General features: G+C 64.9%; 29 protein-coding genes. 13 read left to right on the top strand and 16 right to left on the bottom strand.

Annotated elements, in window-relative coordinates; all coding sequences use genetic code 11:
* Positions 1-46: 46 nt before the first annotated feature.
* The 3 genes from AC5P56_RS02610 (at position 47) to AC5P56_RS02620 (ending at position 2,369) form a co-directional block, all read left to right on the top strand.
* Positions 47-541, top strand: a complete 495-nt coding sequence (locus AC5P56_RS02610) for a lipocalin family protein (protein ID WP_032958822.1) — start codon at positions 47-49, stop codon at positions 539-541.
* Positions 542-554: 13 nt separating this feature from the next.
* Entirely contained in the window at positions 555-1,763 is a 1,209-nt protein-coding gene (locus AC5P56_RS02615; protein ID WP_288496597.1) for an NAD(P)/FAD-dependent oxidoreductase, read from the top strand.
* Positions 1,764-1,889: 126 nt separating this feature from the next.
* Positions 1,890-2,369, top strand: coding sequence for a hypothetical protein (locus AC5P56_RS02620; RefSeq protein ID WP_014038776.1), 480 nt, complete (start codon positions 1,890-1,892; stop codon positions 2,367-2,369).
* Positions 2,370-2,452: 83 nt separating this feature from the next.
* Here AC5P56_RS02620 and AC5P56_RS02625 read toward each other — a convergent pair whose 3' ends face one another.
* On the bottom strand, positions 2,453-2,887 hold the full coding sequence (locus tag AC5P56_RS02625) for a PepSY domain-containing protein (protein WP_032958820.1): 435 nt from the start codon (positions 2,885-2,887) through the stop codon (positions 2,453-2,455).
* A 145-nt stretch (positions 2,888-3,032) separates the two neighbouring features.
* Between AC5P56_RS02625 and AC5P56_RS02630 the strand changes: the two genes are divergently transcribed.
* From AC5P56_RS02630 to AC5P56_RS02640, 3 genes are read left to right on the top strand one after another with little or no spacing between them, the layout of a single operon-like run.
* Positions 3,033-3,329 carry a PepSY domain-containing protein gene (locus AC5P56_RS02630; RefSeq protein ID WP_134809387.1) on the top strand — a complete coding sequence of 99 codons (297 nt, stop codon included), beginning with the start codon at positions 3,033-3,035 and terminating at the stop codon, positions 3,327-3,329.
* Positions 3,329-3,988, top strand: a complete 660-nt coding sequence (locus AC5P56_RS02635; RefSeq protein WP_134809386.1) for a response regulator transcription factor — start codon at positions 3,329-3,331, stop codon at positions 3,986-3,988. Before AC5P56_RS02630 ends, AC5P56_RS02635 begins: the two co-directional genes overlap by 1 nt.
* Positions 3,985-5,313 (top strand): sensor histidine kinase, encoded by a 1,329-nt coding sequence (locus AC5P56_RS02640; protein WP_288496596.1) that lies wholly within the window; start codon positions 3,985-3,987, stop codon positions 5,311-5,313. Before AC5P56_RS02635 ends, AC5P56_RS02640 begins: the two co-directional genes overlap by 4 nt.
* A gap of 146 nt (positions 5,314-5,459) precedes the next feature.
* Here the strand turns inward: AC5P56_RS02640 and AC5P56_RS02645 are convergent, their stop codons facing one another.
* The gene (locus AC5P56_RS02645; RefSeq protein ID WP_005411369.1) at positions 5,460-5,780 is read right to left on the bottom strand and encodes a DUF6122 family protein; all 321 of its coding nucleotides are present in this window, start codon (positions 5,778-5,780) and stop codon (positions 5,460-5,462) included.
* Between the two features lie 37 nt (positions 5,781-5,817).
* Positions 5,818-7,707 (bottom strand): arginine decarboxylase, encoded by a 1,890-nt coding sequence (gene speA / locus AC5P56_RS02650; RefSeq protein WP_014648708.1) that lies wholly within the window; start codon positions 7,705-7,707, stop codon positions 5,818-5,820.
* Positions 7,708-7,898: 191 nt separating this feature from the next.
* Between speA and speE the strand changes: the two genes are divergently transcribed.
* Complete coding sequence (gene speE / locus AC5P56_RS02655; protein ID WP_014648709.1) at positions 7,899-8,753, top strand: polyamine aminopropyltransferase; 855 nt, start codon at positions 7,899-7,901, stop codon at positions 8,751-8,753.
* A gap of 124 nt (positions 8,754-8,877) precedes the next feature.
* On the opposite strand, the gene AC5P56_RS02660 is transcribed toward speE, so the two are convergent.
* Complete coding sequence (locus AC5P56_RS02660; protein WP_032954620.1) at positions 8,878-9,783, bottom strand: aspartyl/asparaginyl beta-hydroxylase domain-containing protein; 906 nt, start codon at positions 9,781-9,783, stop codon at positions 8,878-8,880.
* 436 nt (positions 9,784-10,219) lie between these two features.
* Between AC5P56_RS02660 and AC5P56_RS02665 the strand changes: the two genes are divergently transcribed.
* Positions 10,220-10,879 (top strand): RIO1 family regulatory kinase/ATPase domain-containing protein, encoded by a 660-nt coding sequence (locus tag AC5P56_RS02665; protein ID WP_049406658.1) that lies wholly within the window; start codon positions 10,220-10,222, stop codon positions 10,877-10,879.
* Between the two features lie 125 nt (positions 10,880-11,004).
* On the opposite strand, the gene AC5P56_RS02670 is transcribed toward AC5P56_RS02665, so the two are convergent.
* A complete protein-coding gene (locus AC5P56_RS02670) occupies positions 11,005-11,343 on the bottom strand; it encodes a P-II family nitrogen regulator (protein WP_005411374.1) in 339 nt (112 codons plus the stop codon).
* Between the two features lie 154 nt (positions 11,344-11,497).
* Between AC5P56_RS02670 and ubiK the strand changes: the two genes are divergently transcribed.
* Together ubiK and arr are read left to right on the top strand one after the other, a co-directional pair.
* A complete protein-coding gene (gene ubiK, locus AC5P56_RS02675) occupies positions 11,498-11,749 on the top strand; it encodes a ubiquinone biosynthesis accessory factor UbiK (RefSeq protein ID WP_005419983.1) in 252 nt (83 codons plus the stop codon).
* Between the two features lie 126 nt (positions 11,750-11,875).
* On the top strand, positions 11,876-12,310 hold the full coding sequence (gene arr, locus AC5P56_RS02680) for an NAD(+)--rifampin ADP-ribosyltransferase (RefSeq protein ID WP_014648712.1): 435 nt from the start codon (positions 11,876-11,878) through the stop codon (positions 12,308-12,310).
* Here arr and AC5P56_RS02685 read toward each other — a convergent pair.
* From AC5P56_RS02685 to AC5P56_RS02700, 4 genes are all read right to left on the bottom strand, one after another.
* A complete protein-coding gene (locus AC5P56_RS02685) occupies positions 12,303-12,749 on the bottom strand; it encodes a DUF4279 domain-containing protein (protein ID WP_288496595.1) in 447 nt (148 codons plus the stop codon). The two genes, arr and AC5P56_RS02685, sit on opposite strands and share 8 nt — an antisense overlap.
* A gap of 184 nt (positions 12,750-12,933) precedes the next feature.
* Positions 12,934-13,422, bottom strand: a complete 489-nt coding sequence (locus tag AC5P56_RS02690; RefSeq protein WP_126411453.1) for a hypothetical protein — start codon at positions 13,420-13,422, stop codon at positions 12,934-12,936.
* Between the two features lie 313 nt (positions 13,423-13,735).
* Positions 13,736-14,092: a CPCC family cysteine-rich protein gene (locus AC5P56_RS02695; RefSeq protein WP_032958808.1), complete on the bottom strand. Its 357-nt coding sequence runs from the start codon at positions 14,090-14,092 to the stop codon at positions 13,736-13,738.
* Positions 14,093-14,481: 389 nt separating this feature from the next.
* Positions 14,482-15,084, bottom strand: a complete 603-nt coding sequence (locus tag AC5P56_RS02700) for a DUF998 domain-containing protein (RefSeq protein ID WP_288496594.1) — start codon at positions 15,082-15,084, stop codon at positions 14,482-14,484.
* 627 nt (positions 15,085-15,711) lie between these two features.
* Between AC5P56_RS02700 and AC5P56_RS02705 the strand changes: the two genes are divergently transcribed.
* Together AC5P56_RS02705 and AC5P56_RS02710 are read left to right on the top strand one after the other, a co-directional pair.
* A complete protein-coding gene (locus AC5P56_RS02705; protein WP_288496593.1) occupies positions 15,712-16,068 on the top strand; it encodes a hypothetical protein in 357 nt (118 codons plus the stop codon).
* A 45-nt stretch (positions 16,069-16,113) separates the two neighbouring features.
* Positions 16,114-16,644, top strand: coding sequence for a cold-shock protein (locus tag AC5P56_RS02710; RefSeq protein ID WP_288496592.1), 531 nt, complete (start codon positions 16,114-16,116; stop codon positions 16,642-16,644).
* A gap of 52 nt (positions 16,645-16,696) precedes the next feature.
* Here AC5P56_RS02710 and AC5P56_RS02715 read toward each other — a convergent pair whose 3' ends face one another.
* From AC5P56_RS02715 to AC5P56_RS02735, 5 genes are all read right to left on the bottom strand, one after another.
* Positions 16,697-17,269 carry a hypothetical protein gene (locus AC5P56_RS02715; protein WP_288496591.1) on the bottom strand — a complete coding sequence of 191 codons (573 nt, stop codon included), beginning with the start codon at positions 17,267-17,269 and terminating at the stop codon, positions 16,697-16,699.
* Positions 17,270-17,338: 69 nt separating this feature from the next.
* Positions 17,339-17,710, bottom strand: a complete 372-nt coding sequence (locus AC5P56_RS02720; protein WP_197639947.1) for a hypothetical protein — start codon at positions 17,708-17,710, stop codon at positions 17,339-17,341.
* A 62-nt stretch (positions 17,711-17,772) separates the two neighbouring features.
* Entirely contained in the window at positions 17,773-18,213 is a 441-nt protein-coding gene (locus AC5P56_RS02725) for an Imm44 family immunity protein (protein WP_049441965.1), read from the bottom strand.
* Positions 18,214-18,255: 42 nt separating this feature from the next.
* On the bottom strand, positions 18,256-18,594 hold the full coding sequence (locus tag AC5P56_RS02730) for a hypothetical protein (protein ID WP_134971898.1): 339 nt from the start codon (positions 18,592-18,594) through the stop codon (positions 18,256-18,258).
* Between the two features lie 110 nt (positions 18,595-18,704).
* Positions 18,705-19,103, bottom strand: a complete 399-nt coding sequence (locus AC5P56_RS02735; protein ID WP_111190760.1) for an Imm10 family immunity protein — start codon at positions 19,101-19,103, stop codon at positions 18,705-18,707.
* A gap of 754 nt (positions 19,104-19,857) precedes the next feature.
* Between AC5P56_RS02735 and AC5P56_RS02740 the strand changes: the two genes are divergently transcribed.
* The gene (locus AC5P56_RS02740) at positions 19,858-21,363 is read left to right on the top strand and encodes a YifB family Mg chelatase-like AAA ATPase (protein ID WP_495231447.1); all 1,506 of its coding nucleotides are present in this window, start codon (positions 19,858-19,860) and stop codon (positions 21,361-21,363) included.
* A 25-nt stretch (positions 21,364-21,388) separates the two neighbouring features.
* Here the strand turns inward: AC5P56_RS02740 and AC5P56_RS02745 are convergent, their stop codons facing one another.
* Together AC5P56_RS02745 and AC5P56_RS02750 are read right to left on the bottom strand one after the other, a co-directional pair.
* On the bottom strand, positions 21,389-21,823 hold the full coding sequence (locus AC5P56_RS02745; protein ID WP_049408006.1) for an NUDIX hydrolase: 435 nt from the start codon (positions 21,821-21,823) through the stop codon (positions 21,389-21,391).
* 93 nt (positions 21,824-21,916) lie between these two features.
* Positions 21,917-22,306 (bottom strand): hypothetical protein, encoded by a 390-nt coding sequence (locus AC5P56_RS02750; protein WP_041863926.1) that lies wholly within the window; start codon positions 22,304-22,306, stop codon positions 21,917-21,919.
* Positions 22,307-22,466 lie beyond the last annotated feature (160 nt).

The following is a 22,466-nucleotide window of genomic DNA, read 5'->3' on the forward strand; positions in this document are numbered from 1 at the left end:
GCAAGGCCATCGGCATCGTGGAGGCCCACCCCTGCCACGACCGCCGATGACCGAGCACCCGCCGCTGAAAACCGTCGCCGACCTCAAGCTGCCGCGCTACCTGGGCACCTGGTACGAGATCGCACGCCTGCCGATGCGCCACGAGCCGGAAGGCTGCACCGACGTATCGGCGCACTACACCCTGCTCGACAACGGCAACGTCGGCGTCACCAACCGCTGCCGCATGGACGGCGAGATCGAAGAGGCCACCGGCGAGGCCTGCGCTGTCGACAACGACAGCGCGCGGCTGGAGGTCAGCTTCCTGCCCAAGGGCCTGCGCTGGCTGCCGTTCGCCAAGGGCGACTACTGGGTGATCCAGATCGCCCCGGACTACAGCGTGTCGCTGGTCGGCAGCCCGGATCGCAAGTACCTGTGGCTGCTGGCGCGCGAGCCGCGCCTGGACGCGACCGTGCAGGACCATTATCTGGCGGCGGCCCGCCTGCAGGGCTTCGATCTGTCCGAACTGATCCAGACGCCACATACCGGCAAACCCACAGCCTGAGCCCCACGCACGCATGGACCTGAAAAGCGGTTACCCGTGGTGGGCCGTACGCAACGGACTGATCCAGGCGTTCCCCCCGCTGGAGAAGGATCTGCGCTGCGATGTGCTGGTGGTCGGTGGCGGCATCACCGGCGCGCTGATTGCCGACGAGCTGTCCCACCATGGCCATGACGTGGCCGTGATCGAGCAGCGTGACATCGGCTGGGGCAGCACGGCGGCCAGCACCGCGCTGCTGCAGTACGAGATCGATACCCATCTGCTCGAACTGGCCGAACGCTACGGGCAAGACGCCGCAGCACGGGCGTACCGGGCCTGCGCGGAGGCAATCCCGGCACTGGGCGAAGTGGCACGCGGGTTGAAGGACGTGGATTTCCAGCGCATGGACAGCCTGTACCTGGCCAGCCGCCATCGCGACGTGCCGCGCCTGATGGCCGAAGGTGAGGCGCGGCGCAGCATCGGCCTGGATGCCCGCTGGCTGGACCGCGAAGCGCTTCGCGAGCGTTTCGACGTGGATGCCGGCGGCGCCCTGCTGACCCGCCAGGCGGCGCGGGTCGATCCCTACTGTCTCACCTACGGCCTGTTCAAACGAGTGCGCCGCCGCGGCGGCCATGTGCACGACCGCACCGTGCTGCACACGCTCAAGCCTGGCGCGCAGGGCGTAACCGCGATGACCGAGGCCGGCGCCTCGGTCCGTGCCCGCCACGTGGTCCTGGCCATGGGCTATGCCAACCAGTCGTGGCTGGAACAGCGGGTTGCGCGCAACCGCAGCAGCTATGCCTTCATCACCGATCCCATCGAAGCGGACGTGCTCGGCAGGCTGCGCAACACGATGGTGTGGGAAAGCGCCCGCCCGTACCTGTACCTGCGCGCCACCGGCGACCGCCGCCTGCTGGTGGGTGGGCTGGACGACGCCATCGATATCCCCGCCCGGCGCGACCGGCGCGTTGATGGCAAGGCCGGCAAGCTGATGAAGCAGCTGCGGCACTGGTTCCCGCGACTGGATCCGATACCCGCCTTTTCCTGGGCCGGCACCTTCGCCGAAACCGCCGACGGCCTGCCCTTCTTCGGCCCGCACGCGCAGTGGGGGCCGCGGGTCCATTTCGCCATGGCCTACGGCGGCAACGGCATCACTTATTCGATGATCGGCGCCCAGCTGCTGCGGGCCCGGATCGAGCGGCGCAGGCATGCGCTGGAATCGCTGTTCGGGTTCGAACGGTTGTAGCGTGCAGCCAGGCATGACCTGGCTCTACCGCAAGCGGGCGCCGACAGGCATCATTCAAGCAACCCCTGCTAGCGTCGGCCTGTACCGCCGCGAGTTGCGCGGCCACCTGTCCGCTGGAGCGCCGTCATGATCCGCCCCCTGACCCTGCTGCTGTGCCTGGCCCTGCCGGGAACCGTGCTGGCCCAGTCCGCCGCTGGCGCCACTGCGCCGCAGGCTGCCGGCCTGGACTTGACGCTGCCGCAGGCGCCGATGCGCTACCTCAACGACCCGGCCCTGCAGCAGGACCCGCCCGGCACCTATTACGGTGACAAGAGCGGCCCGCGCGTGCACGACGATGCGAAGATCGCCGACGTGACCGACGACAAGGTCAAGGTGTCCGGCAGCTTCACCACCGGCATCGGCTATTCGAAGAACGGCGGCAACAGCCACTACAACGCGGCCACGCTGAACCTGAGCAAGAACTACACCACCGATGAAGGCAAGACCCACGGGGTCAACCTCAACATCCACGTGAGTGAGGGCAAGGGCCCGGGCTTCTTCGGCCCGTATGGCGGCTACTACGGCCGCGGGCCGGGCTGGGATTACCCGCCGCCGTACGGCTGGTAAGCCAGCCCCTGTAGAGCCGAGCCCATGCTCGGCTACGGTTGGCCGCAAAGCCGAGCATGGGCTCGGCTCTACAGAGGCCAACGTCAATCCAGCCAGCCATCGCGCTCGCTGTGCAGGATGCGGCCATCATGACCGCTCAGGCGCACCTCTACCTTCTGGTTGCGGGCATTGCGGGCTTCCAGCGACCAGGTAGCACCATCGCGTTCCAGCGAATGGATCTCGCGCAGGCCATGCGACTGCGCCCGTGCCAGCACCTGCTCGGTAGTCAGCAGCGCGCGGCCGCTGTGCTCATCGAAGATCTCGCCGGTCTTCGGGTCCACGTAGACCTCGCTGAAGCGGCCATCGGCGCGGCTCACGTCAGCCTCCCACAGGCCATCATCGCGTTCGATCTCGTGGATCTGGGTGTAGCCGGCCTTGCGCAGGGTCTGTTCAACCTGGGCCATGCCCAGCGGCGCGGCCTGTACGGCCGGCGCGACGGCAAGCAGGGCAACAGTGGCGAGGGTGAGCGACTTCAACATGGGGGTTCTCCTGTTCGTGGCCGGACCATCCCGGCAACGCCACGATGCATGGCCCGGTTAACAGCGCCTTAGCCGTGGCTGTTAGCCGGCTGTTAGTCATTCCCGCCACACTCGCGCCTGTACCCCTCTCTCTTTCCTTACCCGCATGCTCGCCACCCTGCCCCTGCCCCTGCTGCTGGCCCTGGCCAACGCCCCGACCGCCGCCGCGCCCCTGCAGGACCCGGCGCAGCAGGTCGCGCGTCGCGCCGTGCAGCAGGGCCGCTACGTGCCGCTGGAGAGCGTGGTGCGCGATGCGCTCAAGCGCTACCCCGGCCAGCTGCTGGAAGTGGAGCTGGACGACGGCGTCTACGAAGTGGAGATCCTGCGCGGCGACGGCGTGGTGGTGGAGCTGGACTATGATGCGCGCAGCGGAAAGCTGCTGAAGACGGAGCTCGACGACTGATGCGCATCCTGTTGGCCGAAGACGATGCCGCACTGGCACAGCGCCTGGTGCCCCTGCTGGAACAGGCCGGCTATGTGGTGGCGGTGGTCGCTGACGGCCGCGAGGCCGAAGAAATCGGGCAGATCGAAGACCTCCAGGCCGCCATCGTCGACCTCGGCCTGCCCGGGCTGGACGGGCTGAGCGTGATCGAGCGCTGGCGCGGCAACGGCCGCAGCTTTCCGGTGCTGGTGCTGACCGCGCGCGGGCGCTGGCACGACAAGCTGGCCGGCTTCGATGCCGGTGCCGACGATTACCTCACCAAACCCTTCCAGGCCGATGAGCTGGTGCTGCGCCTGCGCGCCCTGATCCGCCGCAGCCATGGCCACGCCAGCCCGTGCCTGCACTGCGGCCCGCTGCAGCTGGACGTCAACGCCGGCCGCTTCGAGCTGGATGGACAGGCGCTGCCACTGAGTCCGCAGGAATTCCGCCTGCTCAGCTACTTCATCCACCACAGCGGACAGGTGATCAGCCGCGACCGGCTGGGCGAACAGGTGTTCGACGGCGGCCACGACCCGGACTCCAACGCACTGGACGTGCTGCTCGGACGCGTGCGCCGCAAGCTCGGCATCGACCTGATCCAGACCGTGCGCGGCCAGGGCTGGCGGCTGGCCGCGCCATGAACCGGCAACCGTCGCTGCGGCGGCGCCTGCTGCTGGCCGGCGGCGTCGGGCTGCTGCTGGTCTCGCTGCTGGCCAGCGCTCTGCTGGGCGAGCTGTTCAAGCGCAGCGCGCGCGACCGCCTCGACCACGAACTGCAGCAGGACATGCTGACCCTGCTGTCACAGGCCGAAGTGGACCCGGACGGGCAGTTGCGCCTGCGCCAGGAACCCAATGATGCGCGCTTCCAGCGCGTGTTTTCCGGTGCCTATTGGCAGATCGCCGGTGCCTATGGCCACGTGCTGCTGCAGTCGCGCTCGCTGTGGGATGAAACCCTGCCGGCGAAGGCCGCCGGGCCGGCCACGCGCAATCTGCCCGGGCCGCTGCAACAATTCCTCCGTGCACGCGTGCAGCAGGTGCGCCTGCCACGCGCCAGCGAACCGTTCGTGGCCGTGGTCGCCACCGACCGCAGCGCGCTGGATGCCGATGTTGCCGCGTTCCGCAAGCGCACCGCCATCGCACTGGGCGTGCTGGTCGCGGCGTGGCTGGCGGTGCTGGCCAGCCAGGTGCACTTCGGCCTGCGCCCGCTGCATCGCCTCGGTGCGCAGCTGGAACGGGTACGTCGCGGCGATGCGCAGCGCATCGACACACAGGGACTGGGCGCGGAGGTCGCACCGCTGGGTGAGGAACTCAACGCGCTGCTGGACCACCAGCAACGCATGGTCGCGCGTGCGCGCACCAGTGCACAGGATCTGGCGCACGCGCTGAAGACTCCACTGAGCGTATTGGCCACCGAAGCTGACAGCGACGGCACGCATTGGCGTGCCACCGTGCGCGAGCAGAGTGCGCGCATGCAGGCCAGTGTCGACCGTTACCTGGCTGCAGGACTGGCTGCCGACCATCGCCAGCGCACCGACGTGGCGGCCGTCGCACAGGCGATGTGCCGGCTGATGGCACGCGTGCATGGCGAACGTGGCATCGCGTTCACGGCGGCAGGCATCGATCCGGCGCTGCAGTTCGCCGGCGCCAGTGCGGATCTGGAGGAGATGCTGGGCAACCTGCTGGACAACGCCGGGCGCTGGGCGCAACAGCAGGTCACTGTCGAAGCGGAAACCAGCGAAGGGCAGCTACGCATCGAAGTGCGCGACGATGGCCCCGGCCTGGCCGCAGACGCGCTGGAACGCGTCACCCAGCGTGGTGTGCGGCTGGACGAGCGCGAAGGCAGCAGCGGGTTGGGCCTGGCGATCGTGGGCGATATCGCTGCCAGCTATGGCGGGCGGTTGCAGCTGGAGAATGCGCAGCCGGGCCTGCGTGCGACGTTGTGGTTGCCAGGCATCGTCAAGCAATAGATCGACCTGGATGCGCCGTTGTAGAGCCGAGCCCATGCTCGGCTCGGGGCAGTGCGAAACGCAGCCGAGCGTGGGCTCGGCTCTACAGGCAGCGCGAAGAGCGCCGACCAAGGTCGGCATCTACCAGAGCAGGTGTTCGCTGCAAATCAACGGTGATGCATCCACCAGCAATCAATCGCGTCCAGCACGATGTGGATGATCAGACCGATACCGAACAACCGCGTTTTCTTCGGCACGCACAGCCCGGCATAGACCGCGATGGCCGGTGCGGTGTGCAGCGGGTGGAACCCGATGCTGCAGCGGTTCGGTGCATAGATCGGGTCGGCCAGCAGATGGTCCAGGTCGATGATCCAGCCCAGCAGCATCAGCAGCCATGCCGAGGCAAAGCGCTTGCGCCAGAACAGCCATGCCAGCAACGCTGGCACGGCGGCATGCAGGAACAGGTGGAAGATCGCGCGCGCGCTCATCGGCAACGGTGGCACCGGGCGGGCCCGGTGCCGTCCATCACACCAGCGGCTCGTCGGACAGGTAGGTGTAACCGGTCAGGCCGGCTTCCAGCGCGTCCGACAGTTCCTGTGCGCGTTCCGGCGACAGCTGCGCTGCAGCCACGCGCTGCGCATAGGTCGCACGCAGTTCGTCCAGGCGGTAACCCACGTAGTCCAGCATCACGTCGGTGGTGTCGCCGCGGCGCTGCTGGGTGATGGCATAGCCATCGGCATCGGCCAGCACTTCCACCGCGTCGGTATCGCCGAACAGGTTGTGGATGTCGCCCAGGATTTCCTGGTAGGCGCCGACCATGAAGAAGCCGATGCGATAGCTCTCGCCCGGCCTCATCTTGTGCAGCGGCAGCGAGCTGTCCAGGCTCTCGTTCTCGACATAGGTTTCCACCATGCCGTCCGAGTCGCAGGTCATGTCGGCGATGATGCCGCGGCGGTCCGGGGTTTCATCCAGGCGCTCGATCGGCACGATCGGGAACACCTGGTCGATCGCCCACACGTCCGGGATCGATTCGAACACGCTGAAGTTGACGAAGTACTTGTCGACCAGGCGCTCGTTCAGTTCGTCCAGCACCGGGCGATGGCTCTTCTCGTCGTAGCTCAGGCGCGCGCGCACGCCGTGGGCGATGGCGTAGAACAGGTCGTCGATGCGCGCACGCTGCGGCAGATCGATCTGGCCCAGCGCGTAGCTGGCCAGGCCTTCGGCATGGAAATGCTGCGCTTCCTGGAACAGTTCCACCGCCGGGCGCACGTCCAGTTCGTCGTGGATCTCGCGCAGGTGGCGGATCGCTGCCGGCTCGTCGTCGTGCTGGTCCGGCACGCGGCCTTCCTGTGCCTCTTCCACTTCCGACACGTTGGCGATCAGCACCGCGTGGTGCGCGGTCATTGCGCGGCCGCACTCGGTGACGATGCGCGGCGGGGTCAGGCCGAACTCTTCGCAGGCATTGGCCAGCGGCTGCACGATGTTGCTGGCGTAGGAATGCAGGCCGTAGTTGATCGAGCAGAAGCTGCGCGAACGGGTACCTTCGTAATCCACGCCCAGGCCACCACCCACGTCGACGTGGGTGATCTTCGCGCCCAGGCGCGACAGCTCCACGAAGTAGCGGGTGGCTTCGCGCATGCCGTTGGCGATGTCGCGCACGTTGGAGATCTGCGAGCCCATGTGGAAGTGCAGCAGGTTCAGGCAGTCGGCGTACTCGGTGTCACGCAGCGACTTCCACAGGTCCAGCAGCTGGCGCGGCGACAGGCCGAACTTGGCCTTGTCGCCACCGCTGTTCTGCCACTTGCCGGCACCCAGCGAGGCCAGGCGCATGCGCACGCCCAGGCCCGGCTTCACGTCCAGCGCCTTGGACTCTTCCAGCACCAGCTTCAGCTCGGACGGCTTCTCGATGACGATGAAGGTCTGCAGGCCCAGCTTGCGGCCGATCAGGGCCAGGCGGATGTACTCGCGGTCCTTGTAACCGTTGCAGACGATCAGGCCACCCGGGCGCGACAACGCCAGCACGGCCATCAGTTCGGGCTTGCTGCCCGCTTCCAGGCCGAAGCCTTCGCCGTGGTGGCTGGCCAGGGTGCCGGCCACGCCGCGGGTCTGGTTGACCTTGATCGGGTACACCGCGGTGTAGCCGCCGCTGTACTCCCAGTCCTGCTGGGCCTGGGCGAAGGCCGCCTGCAGCTTGCCCAGGCGCTGGCCGAGGATGTCCGGGAAGCGCACCAGCAGCGGCAGCTTGGCACCGGCCGCGCGCGCAGCGTCCACCACCTTGGGCAGCGATACCACCGGGCCGTCCGCCCCGGTCGGTCTCACCACCATGTGCCCGGCCTGATCCACGTCGAAGTAACCGTCCGCCCAATGCGGGATCGAGTAGGTCTTGCGGGCTTGGTCGAGGGACCAATCGGTCATTTCAGTCGGCCTTGTTGGCAATAAAAGGGGGGGCATGATAACGCCTATATGCCCACAGGTTCGTTATCATGCGCGCCCGCGCCCGTGACAGGTTCCAACCTGAACGGGCCGATCCGTCCGGATGTGGCATCTGTGCCACGCGGCCCCGCCCGCCAGCCCGGCTCCACCCCTCCGAACAGGACTGTTTTCCAATGACTGACAGCAACAACTGGTACATCGAACACTTCGAGCGCACCGGCTCGGCCATCGGCTACCGCATCACCGGCAAGCTGGACGAGGTGCAGTCGCCGTTCCAGAAGATCGAGATCTTCCAGACCACCGACTGGGGCAACCTGATGACCATCGACGGGGCCATCATGCTGACCAGCAAGGACAACTTCTTCTACCACGAGATGATCAGCCACCCGGTGCTGTTCACCCACGCTGCGCCCAAGCGCGTGGTGATCATCGGTGGCGGCGACTGCGGCACCCTGCGCGAAGTGCTCAAGCACAGCGGCGTGGAGAGCGTGACCCAGTGCGACATCGACGAGCAGGTCACCGTGATGGCGCGCAAGCACTTTCCGGAACTGTGCGACTCCAACGATGACGCCCGCGCCGAGCTGCTGTTCGACGACGGCGTAGCCTACATGGCCAACTGCCCGGCCGGCAGCGTGGACGTGGTGATCGTTGATTCGACCGACCCGGTCGGCCCCGGCGAAGGCCTGTTCAACAAGGCCTTCTACGAGAGCTGCTTCAAGGCCCTGAAGGACGACGGCATCCTGGTGCAGCAGTCCGAATCGCCGCTGATGCAGCTGGACCTGATCAACGAAATGCGCACCGAGATGGGCAAGGCCGGCTTCGGTTCGTTCAAGACCCTGCCGTTCCCGCAGCCGTGCTACCCCACCGGCTGGTGGAGCGTGACCATGGCGCGCAAGGGCGACAGCAGCTTCGACTTCCGCCAGGCCGACTCGGCCGCCAAGACCTTCAACACCCTGTACTACACCGCCGCGCTGCACACCGGCGTGCTGGTGACCCCGCCGTTCGTACAGGCGGCATTGAAGGGTTGATCCAAACAAAAACCCGCGCTGGCGACAGCGCGGGTTTTCTGCTTTCTGTAGAGCCGAGCCCACGCTCGGCTGCTCTTCGGACAGGTTGCGGTAAACCCAGCCGAGCATGGGCTCGGCTCTACAGTCAAAGCGCCCAGATGCCCGCAATCACCGCCACCACCAGGCCCCACTTGATCAGCTGGTAGGCCACCACGCTGCGCTCGCGCAGTGCCTTGGCCTTCAGGCGCACCTTGTAGACACTGCCGAACGCCTTGTTGACGCCACCGGTCGGGTCACCCGGCAGGTTCGGCGATGCACCACCGGCCAGCAGCGTGGCCGCCACCGCGCGGTTGAACAGGCCCGGCAGGCCGAAGCGCAGCGGGCGGGCGATGTCGCAGAACAGGATCACCCGGTCCTGCTGCGTCTCGTTGTGCGCATGGTGGATGTAGGTCTCGTCGAACATCATCCACTCGCCGTCGCGCCAGCTCTTCTTGATGCCGTCCACTTCGATGTAGCAGGCATCGTCGTTGGGCGTGCTCAGGCCCAGGTGCAGGCGCAGCGAGCCAGCGAACGGGTCGCGGTGCGGGCGCAGCTCACTGCCCGGTGGCAGCTGCGCGAACATCGCCGCACGCACGTCCGGGATCGACTCGATCAGCGCCGTGGTCTTCGGGCACAGCGTCTTCGCCGACGGGTGCGACGGGCCGTACCACTTCAGGTAGAAGCGCTTCCAGCCACGACGGAAGAACGAATTGAAGCCGGCATCGTTGAACGTGCTGGAGGCAGCGATCTTCTGCGCGTCGCGCAGCGCCAGCGCCTCGTCGCGGATCATCTGCCAGTTCTGGCGCAGCGGCTCCAGCTGCGGGAACTCTTTGCCCGGGTCCAGGAACGGCGTGGTCGGCACCTTCGAGAACATGTACATGACCACGTTGATCGGGGCCATGAAACTGGAGTGGTCCAGCAGCTGGCGCGACCAGCGCGCGCGGACCTTGCCACGGAAGTGGATGTACAGCACGCAGGCCACGAACAGCGCTGCAATGACGATTTTGATGATCAAAGCACTTTCCTCCAGCCGCGGCCGGAACGGGAAACGGGGCGATGCACGGCCAGGCGGCCAGCACCGGTTCGGAACGCGGCAGGGGACGGGGACGTGCCGGAGGGGGGCGGCCGCCGATGTCGCGGGTTAACAGCTTATGGTCGGCAGGGCGCGCGCCGGGGTCAAGCTGGACGTGCGTGGCGTTCAGCGCGCCGCCGATGAATGGGCTGGAAGCGCGCCCAACTCATTGATCCAGCGGGGCAATCCTTATAAGTGAGACGGAATTGTCCGATTCTGCGTGACGAACTGTTCCAGCCACGACCCCGACATTTCTCCGACAAATCGTGGAATAGCGAACTGGCGAGTACTAAAATTAACGAAAACTTAGTAACTCCCTGTAACACCGGTTCGCTTGACGCTTTGCGCCACCCACCGGGTCGTCCGAGACCCCGACATGCATCTTCCTGCTCTTCCCCCCTCCTCCTGCGGCAATGATGCCGCCTCCCCGCTGCTGCTCAAGCGCGGCGAACGTTTCCTGGCCCCCGACGTCTACCGCACCTGCCTGGACGGGCGCGAGGCGGTCATCAAGGACTACTCCCGCTACCGCGGCACTCCCGTTTCGCTGATCGCGCGACTGATGGTGCGCCGCGAGGCCCGCATGCTGCAGCGCCTCGGCGGCTGGAAGCATGCCCCCGCGCTGCTCGGCACCCTCGGTGGCCTGGCACTGGGTATGGAGTTCATCCCGGGCCAGACCCTGAGCACCGCGCAGGCCGTGGGCAATGAAGTGTTCGAGCAGCTGCAGCACGCGCTCAGCCGCCTGCACGCCGCCGGCATCACCCACAACGACCTGCATGGCACCAACGTGGTGGTCAGTGGCGGCGTGCCGGTCCTGCTGGATTTCACCTCCGCCTGGCGCGTACCCCGCTGGCTGCGCCGCGGCCCGCTGAGCCGGCAGATGCGCCGCAGCGACATGAAGAACCTGCTGAAGATCCGCCAGCGCGTGACCGGCCAGGCGCCGAGCGCCGCGCAGGCCGCACTGGTGGCCGACCCGGGCTGGGTCGCCGCCGTGCGCCAGGGCTGGAAGCGGTTCTACAAGTGGGCCAAGCGGCGGTAGGGGTCGAGCTCGCTCGACCGCTTTACCGCTCTTTGTAGAGCCGAGCCCGCGCTCGGCTGCTGTTCCTGCATCGCGCGAAATGCAGCCGAGCATGGGCTCGGCTCTACAACATCCCGCCGAGCGGGTTACAACGCGTCCGCGTCCAACTCGCCGGTACGGATACGCACCACGCTGCCCAGGTCGTACACGAACACCTTGCCGTCCCCAATCTTGCCGGTGCCGGCGGCCTTCACGATGGCCTCAACCACCGCCTCCACCTGGTCATCGGTCACCGCCACTTCCAGCTTCACCTTCGGCAGGAAATCGACCACATACTCCGCGCCACGGTACAGCTCGGTGTGGCCCTTCTGGCGACCAAAGCCCTTCACTTCCGTCACCGTGATCCCGGTGACCCCACGCTCGGCCAGCGCTTCGCGCACGTCGTCGAGCTTGAACGGCTTGATCACCGCCATGACCATCTTCATCGTCTATCTCCTGTCTTCCGGCGTGGAGGATAGCGCCTGAACGCGGCCCGTGCGAAGCCGCTGCGGCCTGTCCGGGCAGTGGGTGCCGGCAGTATCCTTGTGCCCGAATGGCCTGCCCGCGCCGGATGCACGGGCCCACCCCACGGAGCACCCCATGATCGACCTGAATCAAATCGATGACCTCGCCCGTCGCCTCAGCGACCTGGTGCCGCCGGGCCTGCGCGAATCGCGCGAGGAACTGCAGGCCACCTTCAAGAGCGCGTTGCAGGCCGGCCTGGCCAAGCTGGACCTGGTCACCCGCGAGGAGTTCGAAGTGCAGCGCGCCGTGCTGCTGAAGACCCGCCAGAAGCTGGACGCGCTGGAAACCGCCGTGCGCGAGCTGGAAGGGCGCGGCGCCGCAGAATGAAAAAAGGAGGCGCACTGCGCCTCCCGTTTACAGATTATTTCCCGGATGGGGCCTTGCAGCAAGGCCCACCGGGCGCCCTAGACTCGCCGGCCTGTCGATCCGGCAGCACAGAGAGGGGCAGCAGCAATGGCACAGGACACCGACTGGACACCCGTTTCGCATGACACCTGCGACCAGGTGGCTGGGCCGTTCTATCACGGCACCCGCGCTGACCTGGCCGTGGGCGACTTGCTGAGCGCGGGCTTCCGCTCCAACTATCGCGACAGCGTGGTGATGAACCACATCTACTTCACCACCATTGCCAAGGGCGCCGGGCTGGCTGCGGAGATGGCCCGCGGTGAGGGGCGGCCGCGCGTGTATGTGGTGGAGCCGACCGGGCCGTTTGAAGACGATCCGAACGTGACCAACAAGAAGTTTCCCGGCAACCCGACGCGATCGTATCGGAGTGCGCAGCCGTTGCGGGTGGTTGGGGAGGTTACGGAGTGGGAAGCCTACGACGCGGAGTTCGTTCGGCAGTTGAAGGCGTTTGTTGCTTCGGGGAGTGGGGAGATCATCAACTGATGGCCTGCTGGCGCTGGGCGTTGCGCACTTCTTCATCGGCTTCATAGATGTCCAGCCCGAGCTCAATGCCGCGCTCACCCAAGGCGAGCAGCGTGCGAGGCGAAAGCGAGACACCATCATTGCTGCTGCCCATGAAAAGGCCACAGAACAGATCAGGCCGGAAGCGTGCCAGAGCCTGCCATACGGCGAGATCGCCGGTGAGTTGATCGAGGATCTCGAAGATCTGCGCTTCCAGATCTTCAGGCTCACGACGCGCCGCATCAAGTTGCCAGCTTCCGGTTCTGGCGATACGCACGGTGCCTGATTGGTTGCCTATGAGTTCCTGGCCCTTGTGATGCGATGCGGTTGGAGTCGCTCCGAGCAAGGCACTGACTTCTTCGGGCAGGAGGTCGTCGCCGAAGAATCGGAGGGTTACCAGGGAATGATCGAATGCTGCCATGGGAATCCAGCTGTCCTTTTCGGAACGTATTCCAGTGCGTAGGCCTCGTTGATGCCAGATTCCGGCCGGAACCGGACGACAGCAGCTTCGGAATAGGCCGAACCGGGGGAATCGGCTTGGGCTCAAACGGAGGGCTGGCCGGTCCCTACTTGAACATGTCCAAAAAGCCCAGCCGTAAAAATCATCAAGCCCCATCCGGAAGGCGGACCTGCGCCGCGCATTCTGCCGCAACGGACGCAACCGATGTGCCCTTCAGTCGTGAAAGTGCCGCAAGCGTACGTCGTTCATACGCCTCCGCGACTCCCGGATCTGGCTCGATGAACGGCGATGTGCAGATGTCCTCGACCTTGAATCCCTGGGTGGTCAATGCCAAGACCCGCTCTGGCGTCTTGGGCAATGCACGGGCTACCGCGTAATTGATGGATAGCGAGGCGCCCGCATCTGAAAACGGCTTTAGCGCAGCCGCAACCTCAAGCCATGCAGGATCGCCTGACTCGATGCCAGCGGTGACCTGCCCAAACTCCCGCTCGTGCTGCCACAGGTCCCAAAGCACCTTGCGCCCCCCTTCGTTGGCAACGCGATTGAGCACGGCCTGTGCCGAAGGGCGATCCGCCGCGACTGCAGCTGGGCTGGCAATCGCAAGCACGAGTAGGAGCACTGTCATGTTTCTCATGGGACCTGACTCCCTGATGGATGGACCCTTGGATCCGGTCATACGACCTGCCCACAAAGCACCATGTGGCGTACTTTCCCCTGATACAGCGCGATCCTAGGGCGGCTGGGTTCGGCCATCAAGCCGGCGCATTGGCCAGATCCAGGCATAGGATCAGAAGCCCCGCGAAATCCACGTTCAAGACATTTGGGCCATGTCCGCTACGGGTCGCTGGCTGGTCAGTGATCCACAGGAAATACCCTGCGCGAGCCAATGTCCGCTCTCGGCCAGTGGTGGACATTCGCGAACGCCATGAGTTGAGCCGCGAAGTGCTTCAGATCGAAAGAACGCCCAGCATCGACCAGTAAGCCTCCTTCTCGTACGAGACACTCTTGCTGTGCCAGTGATTGCCGCCCCTTAGAGCTTCGTAGTGCCCGATCTCCGTGCTGGACAAAGGGCGCCAGCCAGATCCGCGGCGAAAGCCGCTTGCGACCTCGACGCCAAGGGGGAAACTGGAAAGAGCATTCTGCTGCGCTTGCGCCAGAGACTCGCCGTTGGCTCCGCCGGTGGATGTGGGGTTGGCAAGTTGCACTCCGTCATCCTCCCAGTTGCAGATCGGACATATGGCATGGGACCCGTAGACGTCTTCCAGGGTCAGGAAGCCACACGATGGACAAGGCAGATCGATCATTGAGAACCAAGAACCTCAGGTAGACGAATCACTGGACTGGCAGGTGTCGCGTAGGGCTGAAGGGGACGAACGTCCGCTTCGGATCGAGAGCGGCCTCTAGCATTCCGGGTCGCGTTGTCTGGCGCCGGCACGTTTGCATTCAGCGAAGAGCGGGCATCAATCGCAAGAGCCTTCTCTGGGCGCGGTTGCGCTACTTATAGCAGAAGGCGCGCACGACCTTCCCCCTCTTGCCACCCGTGGTGCCAGCATCAAGGAACAGATGGTTGAAGAGCATCCACGGCTTGAACAGCGAGCACACTGGCATGAATCCCGAGAAGATCACCTTGAGCTGGGGCCGGAGAATCGAGAAGTCCTTGTTCGGCCCTCTATGTTCCTGTCGCGCGCCCCCATCAATGCGCAGCCTGCGCCTTCAGCGCGCTTGAATCCCTGCGCAGCAGGTACAGCGCAACCAGGAACGGCCACAGCGAGTTGATCGACGAGAACAGGCGCTGTGTCAGCCCCCTGAATCCCTCCGGATCCGCCCCCACCACGTTCAACCAGAGATAGACAATCCCCGCGATGCTCACCACAGCGGTCACGGCGTACGCCCTTCGGTTGGCCGACCACGCGCTCAGTTCGATGTGCGACATCGCCGGTGCAATGATGTTGGCGATACCGATGGTGTAGAAGCCGTGCATCGGGTGGCCCATGGGCCAGAGCCCGTTGGTCAGCATGGAGATGCCAAAGATCGCCCAGCAGATTGCGCCTACGGCAATCCGCCGGCCGGACTCCCGCCATATCCCGATGGCAAACCCCACGAAGCCCACGCCGGAGCCGAGGGCGGCGATCCTGCCGCAGATGCTTGCAAGCGTGGGCGCTTGCAGCAGCTCGCTGGCGTGCTGAGCAAGCGGGTTGTAGCCCGGCGCGAACAGGGCAGCAACGCTGGTCCAGAACAGGAGCCACGGAAGCGGGAGCAGACCCGCAGACAGAAGAAGTCGATTGCGGCGTAACACGTACAGTGATCCTTGTAGCGGCCTGCGCCAGTGGGTGGAGTCCGTTCAAACGCCGCAGAACCTTCCTGCTGCGGGCAGGACAGTTCCTGGTGACTACAGCAGTAGTCAGATTCTGCGTGACGCCCCACGGGGTCAATAGGCAGAAAGTCACTCACGCATGGAGGCGAAATACGCGGCATCCATCAGCGACCGTCGGACCAATGCTGTCGCATTTGCCGCGCCCTACATCTCTGACGGAAGGTTCTGACGACTCCGTTCCAGAAGTCCCGCTGCGCCAAGCACGCCAAGGCTCTCGCCGCTTCCGGTGCTATGCGACAATGCCAAAAGCGTCTCGGGTTTTGGCGGCATTGCCCCCCACCCGTTGGCATTCCGAACAACAGCAGGTAATCGTTACTGCGCCACCGTGCATCGGTGGTCGGGACTCGAAAGCCCGTTTTGTTGGGAAGTAGTTTGCGCTTGCCAGCCGGCACCACCGCGCGTGGTGCCGGCTGGCAATCCGTCTGCCGGCTATGGCGGGCGGGGCGTGGGGGTCTTGTACCCGCCGGTTCCCAACATCCGGTTTTCGAGCCACGCTCTGCCCGCCACCTTTATCGGTGGCGGCGTCCGCCTGCATGCACGGAGCCCGCCATGACCACGCCGCACTCCCCTCCCCCGCGCCCGATCCAGCAAGCGCCCTCGGCCGCTCCGGCCCCGGACCCCAACAGCCTCATCGCCATCCTGCGCGCCATCGGCGCGGGCGCTGCGGCCGATGGCCAGCCGTGGCCTGAGCGCCATCACCTGCGTGGCCGGCAGATGGCGTTGTCCGACGCCGACTGCGCCCTCACCGGCCAGCGCGTCGTGCAGGAGATCCTGCTGGCGGCCGAGCGCACGCGCCAGAACGGCGAGCCGGAGCAGTACGTCGGCGACCGGGTAATGGAGGGGCTGGTGATGGCCGATCTGGCGCTGACCGCCTTCATCCACGAGCGGATGCGACCCAAGGACTGAGCGCGCTTATGGCGCGGACCTTTCTGCCTGTGTGCGGGGTGACGAATGAGGATGCACGGCCTTGCCGCTGCGGCGGTGTGCATCGCGGTGATCGGCGCGATGTGGGTAGAGTGGCCCGAGCCAGCGGGCGATCAGGTCTGGGCCTACCAGAAGCTACGGCCGGCCGACTACCGCCTGCTGCACAGTGATGCACTCGGCTTCGTGACCGCGAAGGCCCACGAGGGTTTTGAACTGCACACGCGCCATGCCGGGGCGACGTCCTTCGAGATCCGCTGCAAGGGCGTGCTGGTGATGGAGGTGGAGAACGCGCCCTCGCGCGTGCTGATCCGCATGCCCGCCGATGCACGCTGGAGGGCACCGGACATCGAGCGTCTGCGCATCAGCTTCGAGCGGTGGCTGGATCTGCACCAGAGCCAGGGGCGATTGCTGGTGGAGAGTGCGGGGCCATCGTGGGTTGAGGCGCGGTTTGGGCGCTTCAATGGGTTGGTGCTGGATGAGCAACGGTGTCTGCTTGGGGCGCCAGCCCACCGCCAGGCCGCTCCCACCAATTACCTCAGCGCTGAAGTGCCCTCGTAGGCTGACGCTCACGGTTGCGCTGTGCCTGCACCGCATGCGGCACAGCAACTGGTCAGGGGCCAAACTCCAGCGCCATCGCAACCACTTTCCCATCCCGAGCGTAGAAGCAAATGCTCGATCCACCTTCCGAGAACCCACAGGTGCGCTCGACATCGAAGCCCCCCAGCGTTGCCTGCTCTGTCTTCCCCTGGCCATATCTGCGTGCTGTGCCGATGGCCTCGGACGCCGGATCACCCATCGCAACGCCTTTCAGCTTCACGCCGCGCAGGCTCTCGGTTCTACCTGCAGTGGGTTGCGCCGCGCTGATCGATGAAACGCGGATCTCATCAATGGTTCGGAACTGCGGAGCCACGTCAGGGTTGGAGGTGATCAGCACCTCCAATCGGGTAGTGGGATCCAGGTATCTACGCCGTATCAGCCCTGCCGCGTCCACGACCATCTCGCCATCACCATAGCGGCGCAGGAAATCCCTCTCGCTATAGACATGCGGGATGAAACTTCCATCGCGGAAGGCTTTCGATACAAAGTCCACGCGTGGATTCCCTGCGGGGAAGCCTGCTGCTGCAGGCAACATACCCAGCGCAATCCAGATGAGTCTGCGTGTCTTCATGACAACTTCGTCCATCCATCTGAAAGAATGATCACAGAGCATTCTTGACTCATGTGCGGATAGCCCACTCGTTCCAGAGGCGTATCACCACTCCGGATGATAGCGGTCCTTGTACTCGTCTTGAATCAGTCCTTGGTTCACATAGCGCCCCTGACTGGTCCTCAGCACGTCCCGCGCGAACCTCAAGGCGCCGTCAACCGAATCAAACGTCCACTCGGTACCAAAGGGATGATCCGGATCCACCGCCTCGAACTCGTACACATCGATGAAGCCAGGCGCTCCATTGTCAAATACTTCGCAAAGACGAACCCTCCAGGCGTTCAGATTGGCCTGCTCAATGGAGACAAAGCGAATCACACGCTGATCCAACTCATATCGATCGGGGAGCAGCTGCTCGACATCGCGGCCCGCCGAAAGATTGCCTGTTACATCCAGATCACAAAGATAGCGCTGCAATGGATCCCTCATTCCGTTGAGAAAATTGACCAGCAAGTGAGCATCGGCGACTTCCGGAGCGACTAGGACGCCTCGCCCGAGGCATAGTGCCATGCACCCGACGATTGGCCGTTGTAACGGCTATCGATGTCCTCCAGCCATACCTTCAGATCCATCAGAAACCTTGCATGGTCGAAGTCCTTGAACTTCACCCTGCCCAGTTGCTCCGCCAACTGCTCAAGCAATTCGCGGGAGACATACCGCATTTTCTCCTTCATCGAGAGCGGAACGATGGTCGGCAGGTCAAGCATCACATCGGTATAGAACTCCGCCTTCTTTCGCCGAAACTGCACTCTTCGCTTGAAATCCAGCTCGGGATCTCGACACACGAAAAGCAATGCCACAGAAGCCACTTCGTTCCCGTAGCTCCTGGACTCGAATGTGGCGGAGCGCTCTACGTAATGACTTTTTATCCTGCCAACATGCGACTCCCAGTCGCAGTCCGCCACGAAGTTCAGTTTCATCAGTCCCACGCTCCATGCCAGTGCTGCGCGCGCATCCCGCACCTATTCGAGCAGGTCGTGTAGATCGATGCCAGACGGATTCGCCAGGCGCTTCTCGCGACCCACATGGTGAAGCTCGAAGGTGCCTTTCTCTGAATCGATGACACGGGTGCCATCAAGCACCGCCAGAAACCCGAAGACCGCCGAACGGGCAGCTTCACCGGCAACGGCTCGCAACATGTCGGCTTCTACAGCGGACAAGCTGTTGAACCATTCGGACCGTGCCAACAGGTCTGGGGCCACCCGACGGCCCGGTGGATACGCCAGGTTCGAGATCGTACTACCCACGGATGATTCAAGCACATAGCGCTGGATAGCGGATACAAATTCGTCAGCTTTCATGCCACTCCCCCGGCTTTGAAAATGAGCCAGAACACATTCGCCTGTCCGGACCTGCTGCCTCTTGTCCCCGCTCAGCCCGCCTCTCGCAGGCAGTGCGGCACAGCATGAACTCAATCCCGTCCAGACGAGTTCAGATCAAGCGGAATACCCTCCGCAACACAGATTTTCCGCAACGCGGCCTCCAGCTTGCTGCCGTTTTCCAACGTTTTCAGTGTCACTGCAATCCCACCAGTGATCCCAAGCTTCCTCTGTGCACTTTCGGAGAGAGACAGCTCAAGCTCCATGCGCCGCAGAGAGATATGCACCAGACCGCCATAGCAAGGCTCAAGACCTCCGCCGACCTCGATATGGGCGTGCGCCATGCCCAACTCTTCGTCCTGGTCGTCATACGCCTTCGCGTTCTGCAATACCACGTAACGAGACGGATTCGTCGAGCTGTCGGCCAAGCCAACTACGATGCAGTAGTCATCTTCCTCCATGGAAACGACTTCGGCCTTGAATCTGTACATTTCCCGGGTACTCCTGACATGTGGAAAACTCAATGTCTACTCCGCCGCTGTCCTGGTGCCGCTCTCAGCACGCAGGGTCGTATCGTTGTCACCCTTCCAGCCCACCTGGGTGCCACTCGCCCCGCCTGCGAGCCCATCCGTACTTTTGTCTGTTCCCCCGCCGCTCGATCATCAAGGGCGGCGCCAACGTCAGGGGCGGTCTGTACTGACGGAAACCGAGCCGTCTTCCAGCAGGTGGACGCTTACATATGCGTCTGGCGGAGGTATCCGATCGATCGACGCCCCTGCGGGGAGAATGTCCCAACTTGTGATCGGGCCGCAGACTGTCCTATGCACCAAACGGCTGCTATCCAACCCTCGCTTGGCAAGCTCGGCCACAACTACTTCAGGCGGCTGGCGCTCGAAGCCCTTGTAGGCGGTGCACGTCTCTCCCGTCTGGCCAATGGGATACGTTGAACTCTCCACCTCATCCCGGCACCCCGGCAGGCCCATGGCGAGCGAGAGGGCCATCAGTACTCGAATGCACTGCATTTCAGCTCGCTCCTTTCCTTCACTGCCCTGTAGTACGCCTTGTCTGACGCAAGACCTGCGAGACCGCCATCCCAGAGCCGCGCTGCACAGATCATTTGCCCTCGATGCGCACGCTGCGCCCTTTGCAGGCAGAAATACCCCGAGACGCATTGCCGGCAAACCCCGATAGTCCCACGCAGATTACCTGCCGCATCATCAGGCGTCTTTCTGCAGGAATCCACACATGAGCCTGGCGCTGGTCCACAGCCGTGCCCGCGCCGGGGTCGATGCCCCGCTGGTGCGGGTGGAAGTGCACCTCTCTGGCGGCCTGCCCGCCACCCAGATTGTCGGCCTGGCCGAGACCAGCGTGCGCGAATCCCGCGAGCGCGTGCGTGCCGCGCTGCTCTGTGCACGCTTCGACTTTCCGCAGCGGCGCATCACGCTCAACCTCGCGCCTGCCGACCTGCCCAAGGAAGGTGGGCGCTACGACCTGGCCATCGCGCTGGGCATTCTTGCCGCGAGTGGCCAGGTCGATCCGCAGTCGCTGCTGCAATACGAGTTCCTGGGCGAGCTGGGGCTGACCGGCGAACTGCGGCCGGTGGCCGGAGCGCTGCCTGCTGCGATTGCGGCGGCTGATGCCGGCCGCATCCTGGTGGTGCCGCCCGGCAATGCCGCCGAGGCGGCGCTGGCCGAGCACGCGGATGTGCGCGTGGCGCGCACGCTACTGGAGTGCTGTGCCGGTCTGGGCAATCCGCGCCTGCTGCCGTCCGTGGAGCGCGTGGACACGACACCGTTGCCCCTGCCCGATCTGGCCGACGTGCGGGGGCAGGCGCATGCACGGCGCGCGTTGGAGGTTGCCGCAGCGGGGGGTCATCACCTTCTGCTGATCGGCAGCCCTGGCTGCGGCAAGACGCTCTTGGCTTCGCGCCTGCCCAGCCTGTTGCCGGATACCGAGGAAGCCGAGGCGTTGCAGATGGCCGCGATTGCCTCGGTGAGTGGCGAAGGGCTGGACCCAAGACGATGGCGGCAGCGGCCCTTCCGGGCACCGCACCACAGTGCGAGCGCGGCGGCGCTGGTGGGTGGCGGCAATCCGCCCTGCCCTGGCGAAATCTCGCTGGCCCATCACGGCGTGCTGTTCCTGGATGAGCTTCCGGAGTGGAACCGCAGTGCGTTGGAGACCCTGCGCCAGCCGCTGGAATCCGGCCACATCCGCATCGCCCGCGCGGCACGCAGCGTGCAGTATCCAGCGCGATTCCAGCTGGTGGCGGCGATGAATCCCTGCCCCTGCGGCTGGGCTGGCGACCGCAGCAACCGCTGCCTGTGCAGTGATGAGCGCATCAACCGCTACCGTGCGCGCGTGTCCGGCCCGTTGCTGGACCGTATCGACCTGCATATCAGTGTGGCCCGTATGGACGCAGTGGAGTTGCGGGAGAGCACGCCGCTGGGGGAGCCCAGTGCGGCGGTACGTGCACGGGTGGAAGCCGCCCATGCCAAGCAGCAGGTGCGTGGCGGGCTCAACGCGCATCTGCCGCCGGCGGCACTGCGGGCCTGTACCCGACTGAGCGAGGCAGATCAGGACATGCTGGAACAGGCCATCGAGCGCCTGCAGCTGTCGGCGCGGGCGATGCACCGGATTCTGCGGGTGGCGCGCACGATTGCCGATCTGGCGGGTTGCGAAACGATCCAGACGGCGCATCTGGCCGAGGCCATTGGCTACCGGCAGCTGGACCGGGGGAAGGCGAGCACGTAATCGCAGCGGGCAGAATCAGGCCGCGTCATGCGGGCACACGTTCAAAAAGATCCGGCAGCCATTCCGGCTTGAACAGGGAAGCAGGCTGTTCTCTCATCTCTTCTACGCGCCACCATTTCCACGCCCTGATCGTGGCATTTTCCTCCTCCGTCCACCCGTCACGCTGGATGTCGGGCTGGTTGGGGCTGCGGACCAGAAAATATTCTTCCAGCCATCGCGCGGGCGTTGATCGGGCGACCGCGTAGATGGCATCGCGCTTTTCCAGCCGCACGCCTATCGGCAGATCCAATCCGGTCTCCTCCCTGAGCTCACGCCGTGCGGCGTCCGCATATCCCTCCCCGGGCAGAAGCTCCCCGCCCGGTGTAGCCCAGAACGGAGCGTGGTGTTCATCGTGATACCGGAACAGCAACACCGCATCCTCAGCAACGATCACAAGGCGTGCAGATCGTCTGATTTCCATCGTTTCCCGTCCTTACCAGCCCGCCCCAGAATAGGCCAAAAGCAGGCGGACCAAGAGAAAGCCATCAACGCGTGTCGATTCCTGGCCAGTGATTCACTTTCCCAGGATGGGCGCCTGTCGCCGGACGGCAACGGACGCCATGCGGCGGCTGACAAGGCCGAAGAGGTCCTGCAGTTCGGCTGCGCGCTCGGGCGTGCTGTTGCTGCCGAAAAGCACACGCGCCAGCGCGGCTTCACGGGTGTCATGCGGGAACCGCAGGCGGTCCCGGTACACCTTCTGGCACACCAGCCAGGCCCGGCGCAGCCCACCGCCGGGCAGCGGGCGGACCACGCGTTCGTAGACCTGCCAGAACTGGTACTCGCCCTGCAGATCGATCGCCGGCGCCACGGACAGAGCCTGCCGGGGCCGTCCTGGGCCCCGGATGCCGAACAACGGGGTTCGCGGGTTGTGCTGTGCCATGCCAACAGGATGACCCAGCAACATTGTGGGAACCTTGCGTCGCTGCCGGAAAATCGCTGCCGGCCGCGCAAAGCGGGGTCTGGGGTCAGAGCCCTTTGCTGCGCAAAGGGGTCTGACCCCGATCACGGGGTGGCTGCGGGGTCGGATCCCTTTGCGCAGCAAAGGGCTCTGACCCCACCCTCAT

It is taken from the genome of Stenotrophomonas sp. YJH_SMC_131, from assembly GCF_059367975.1.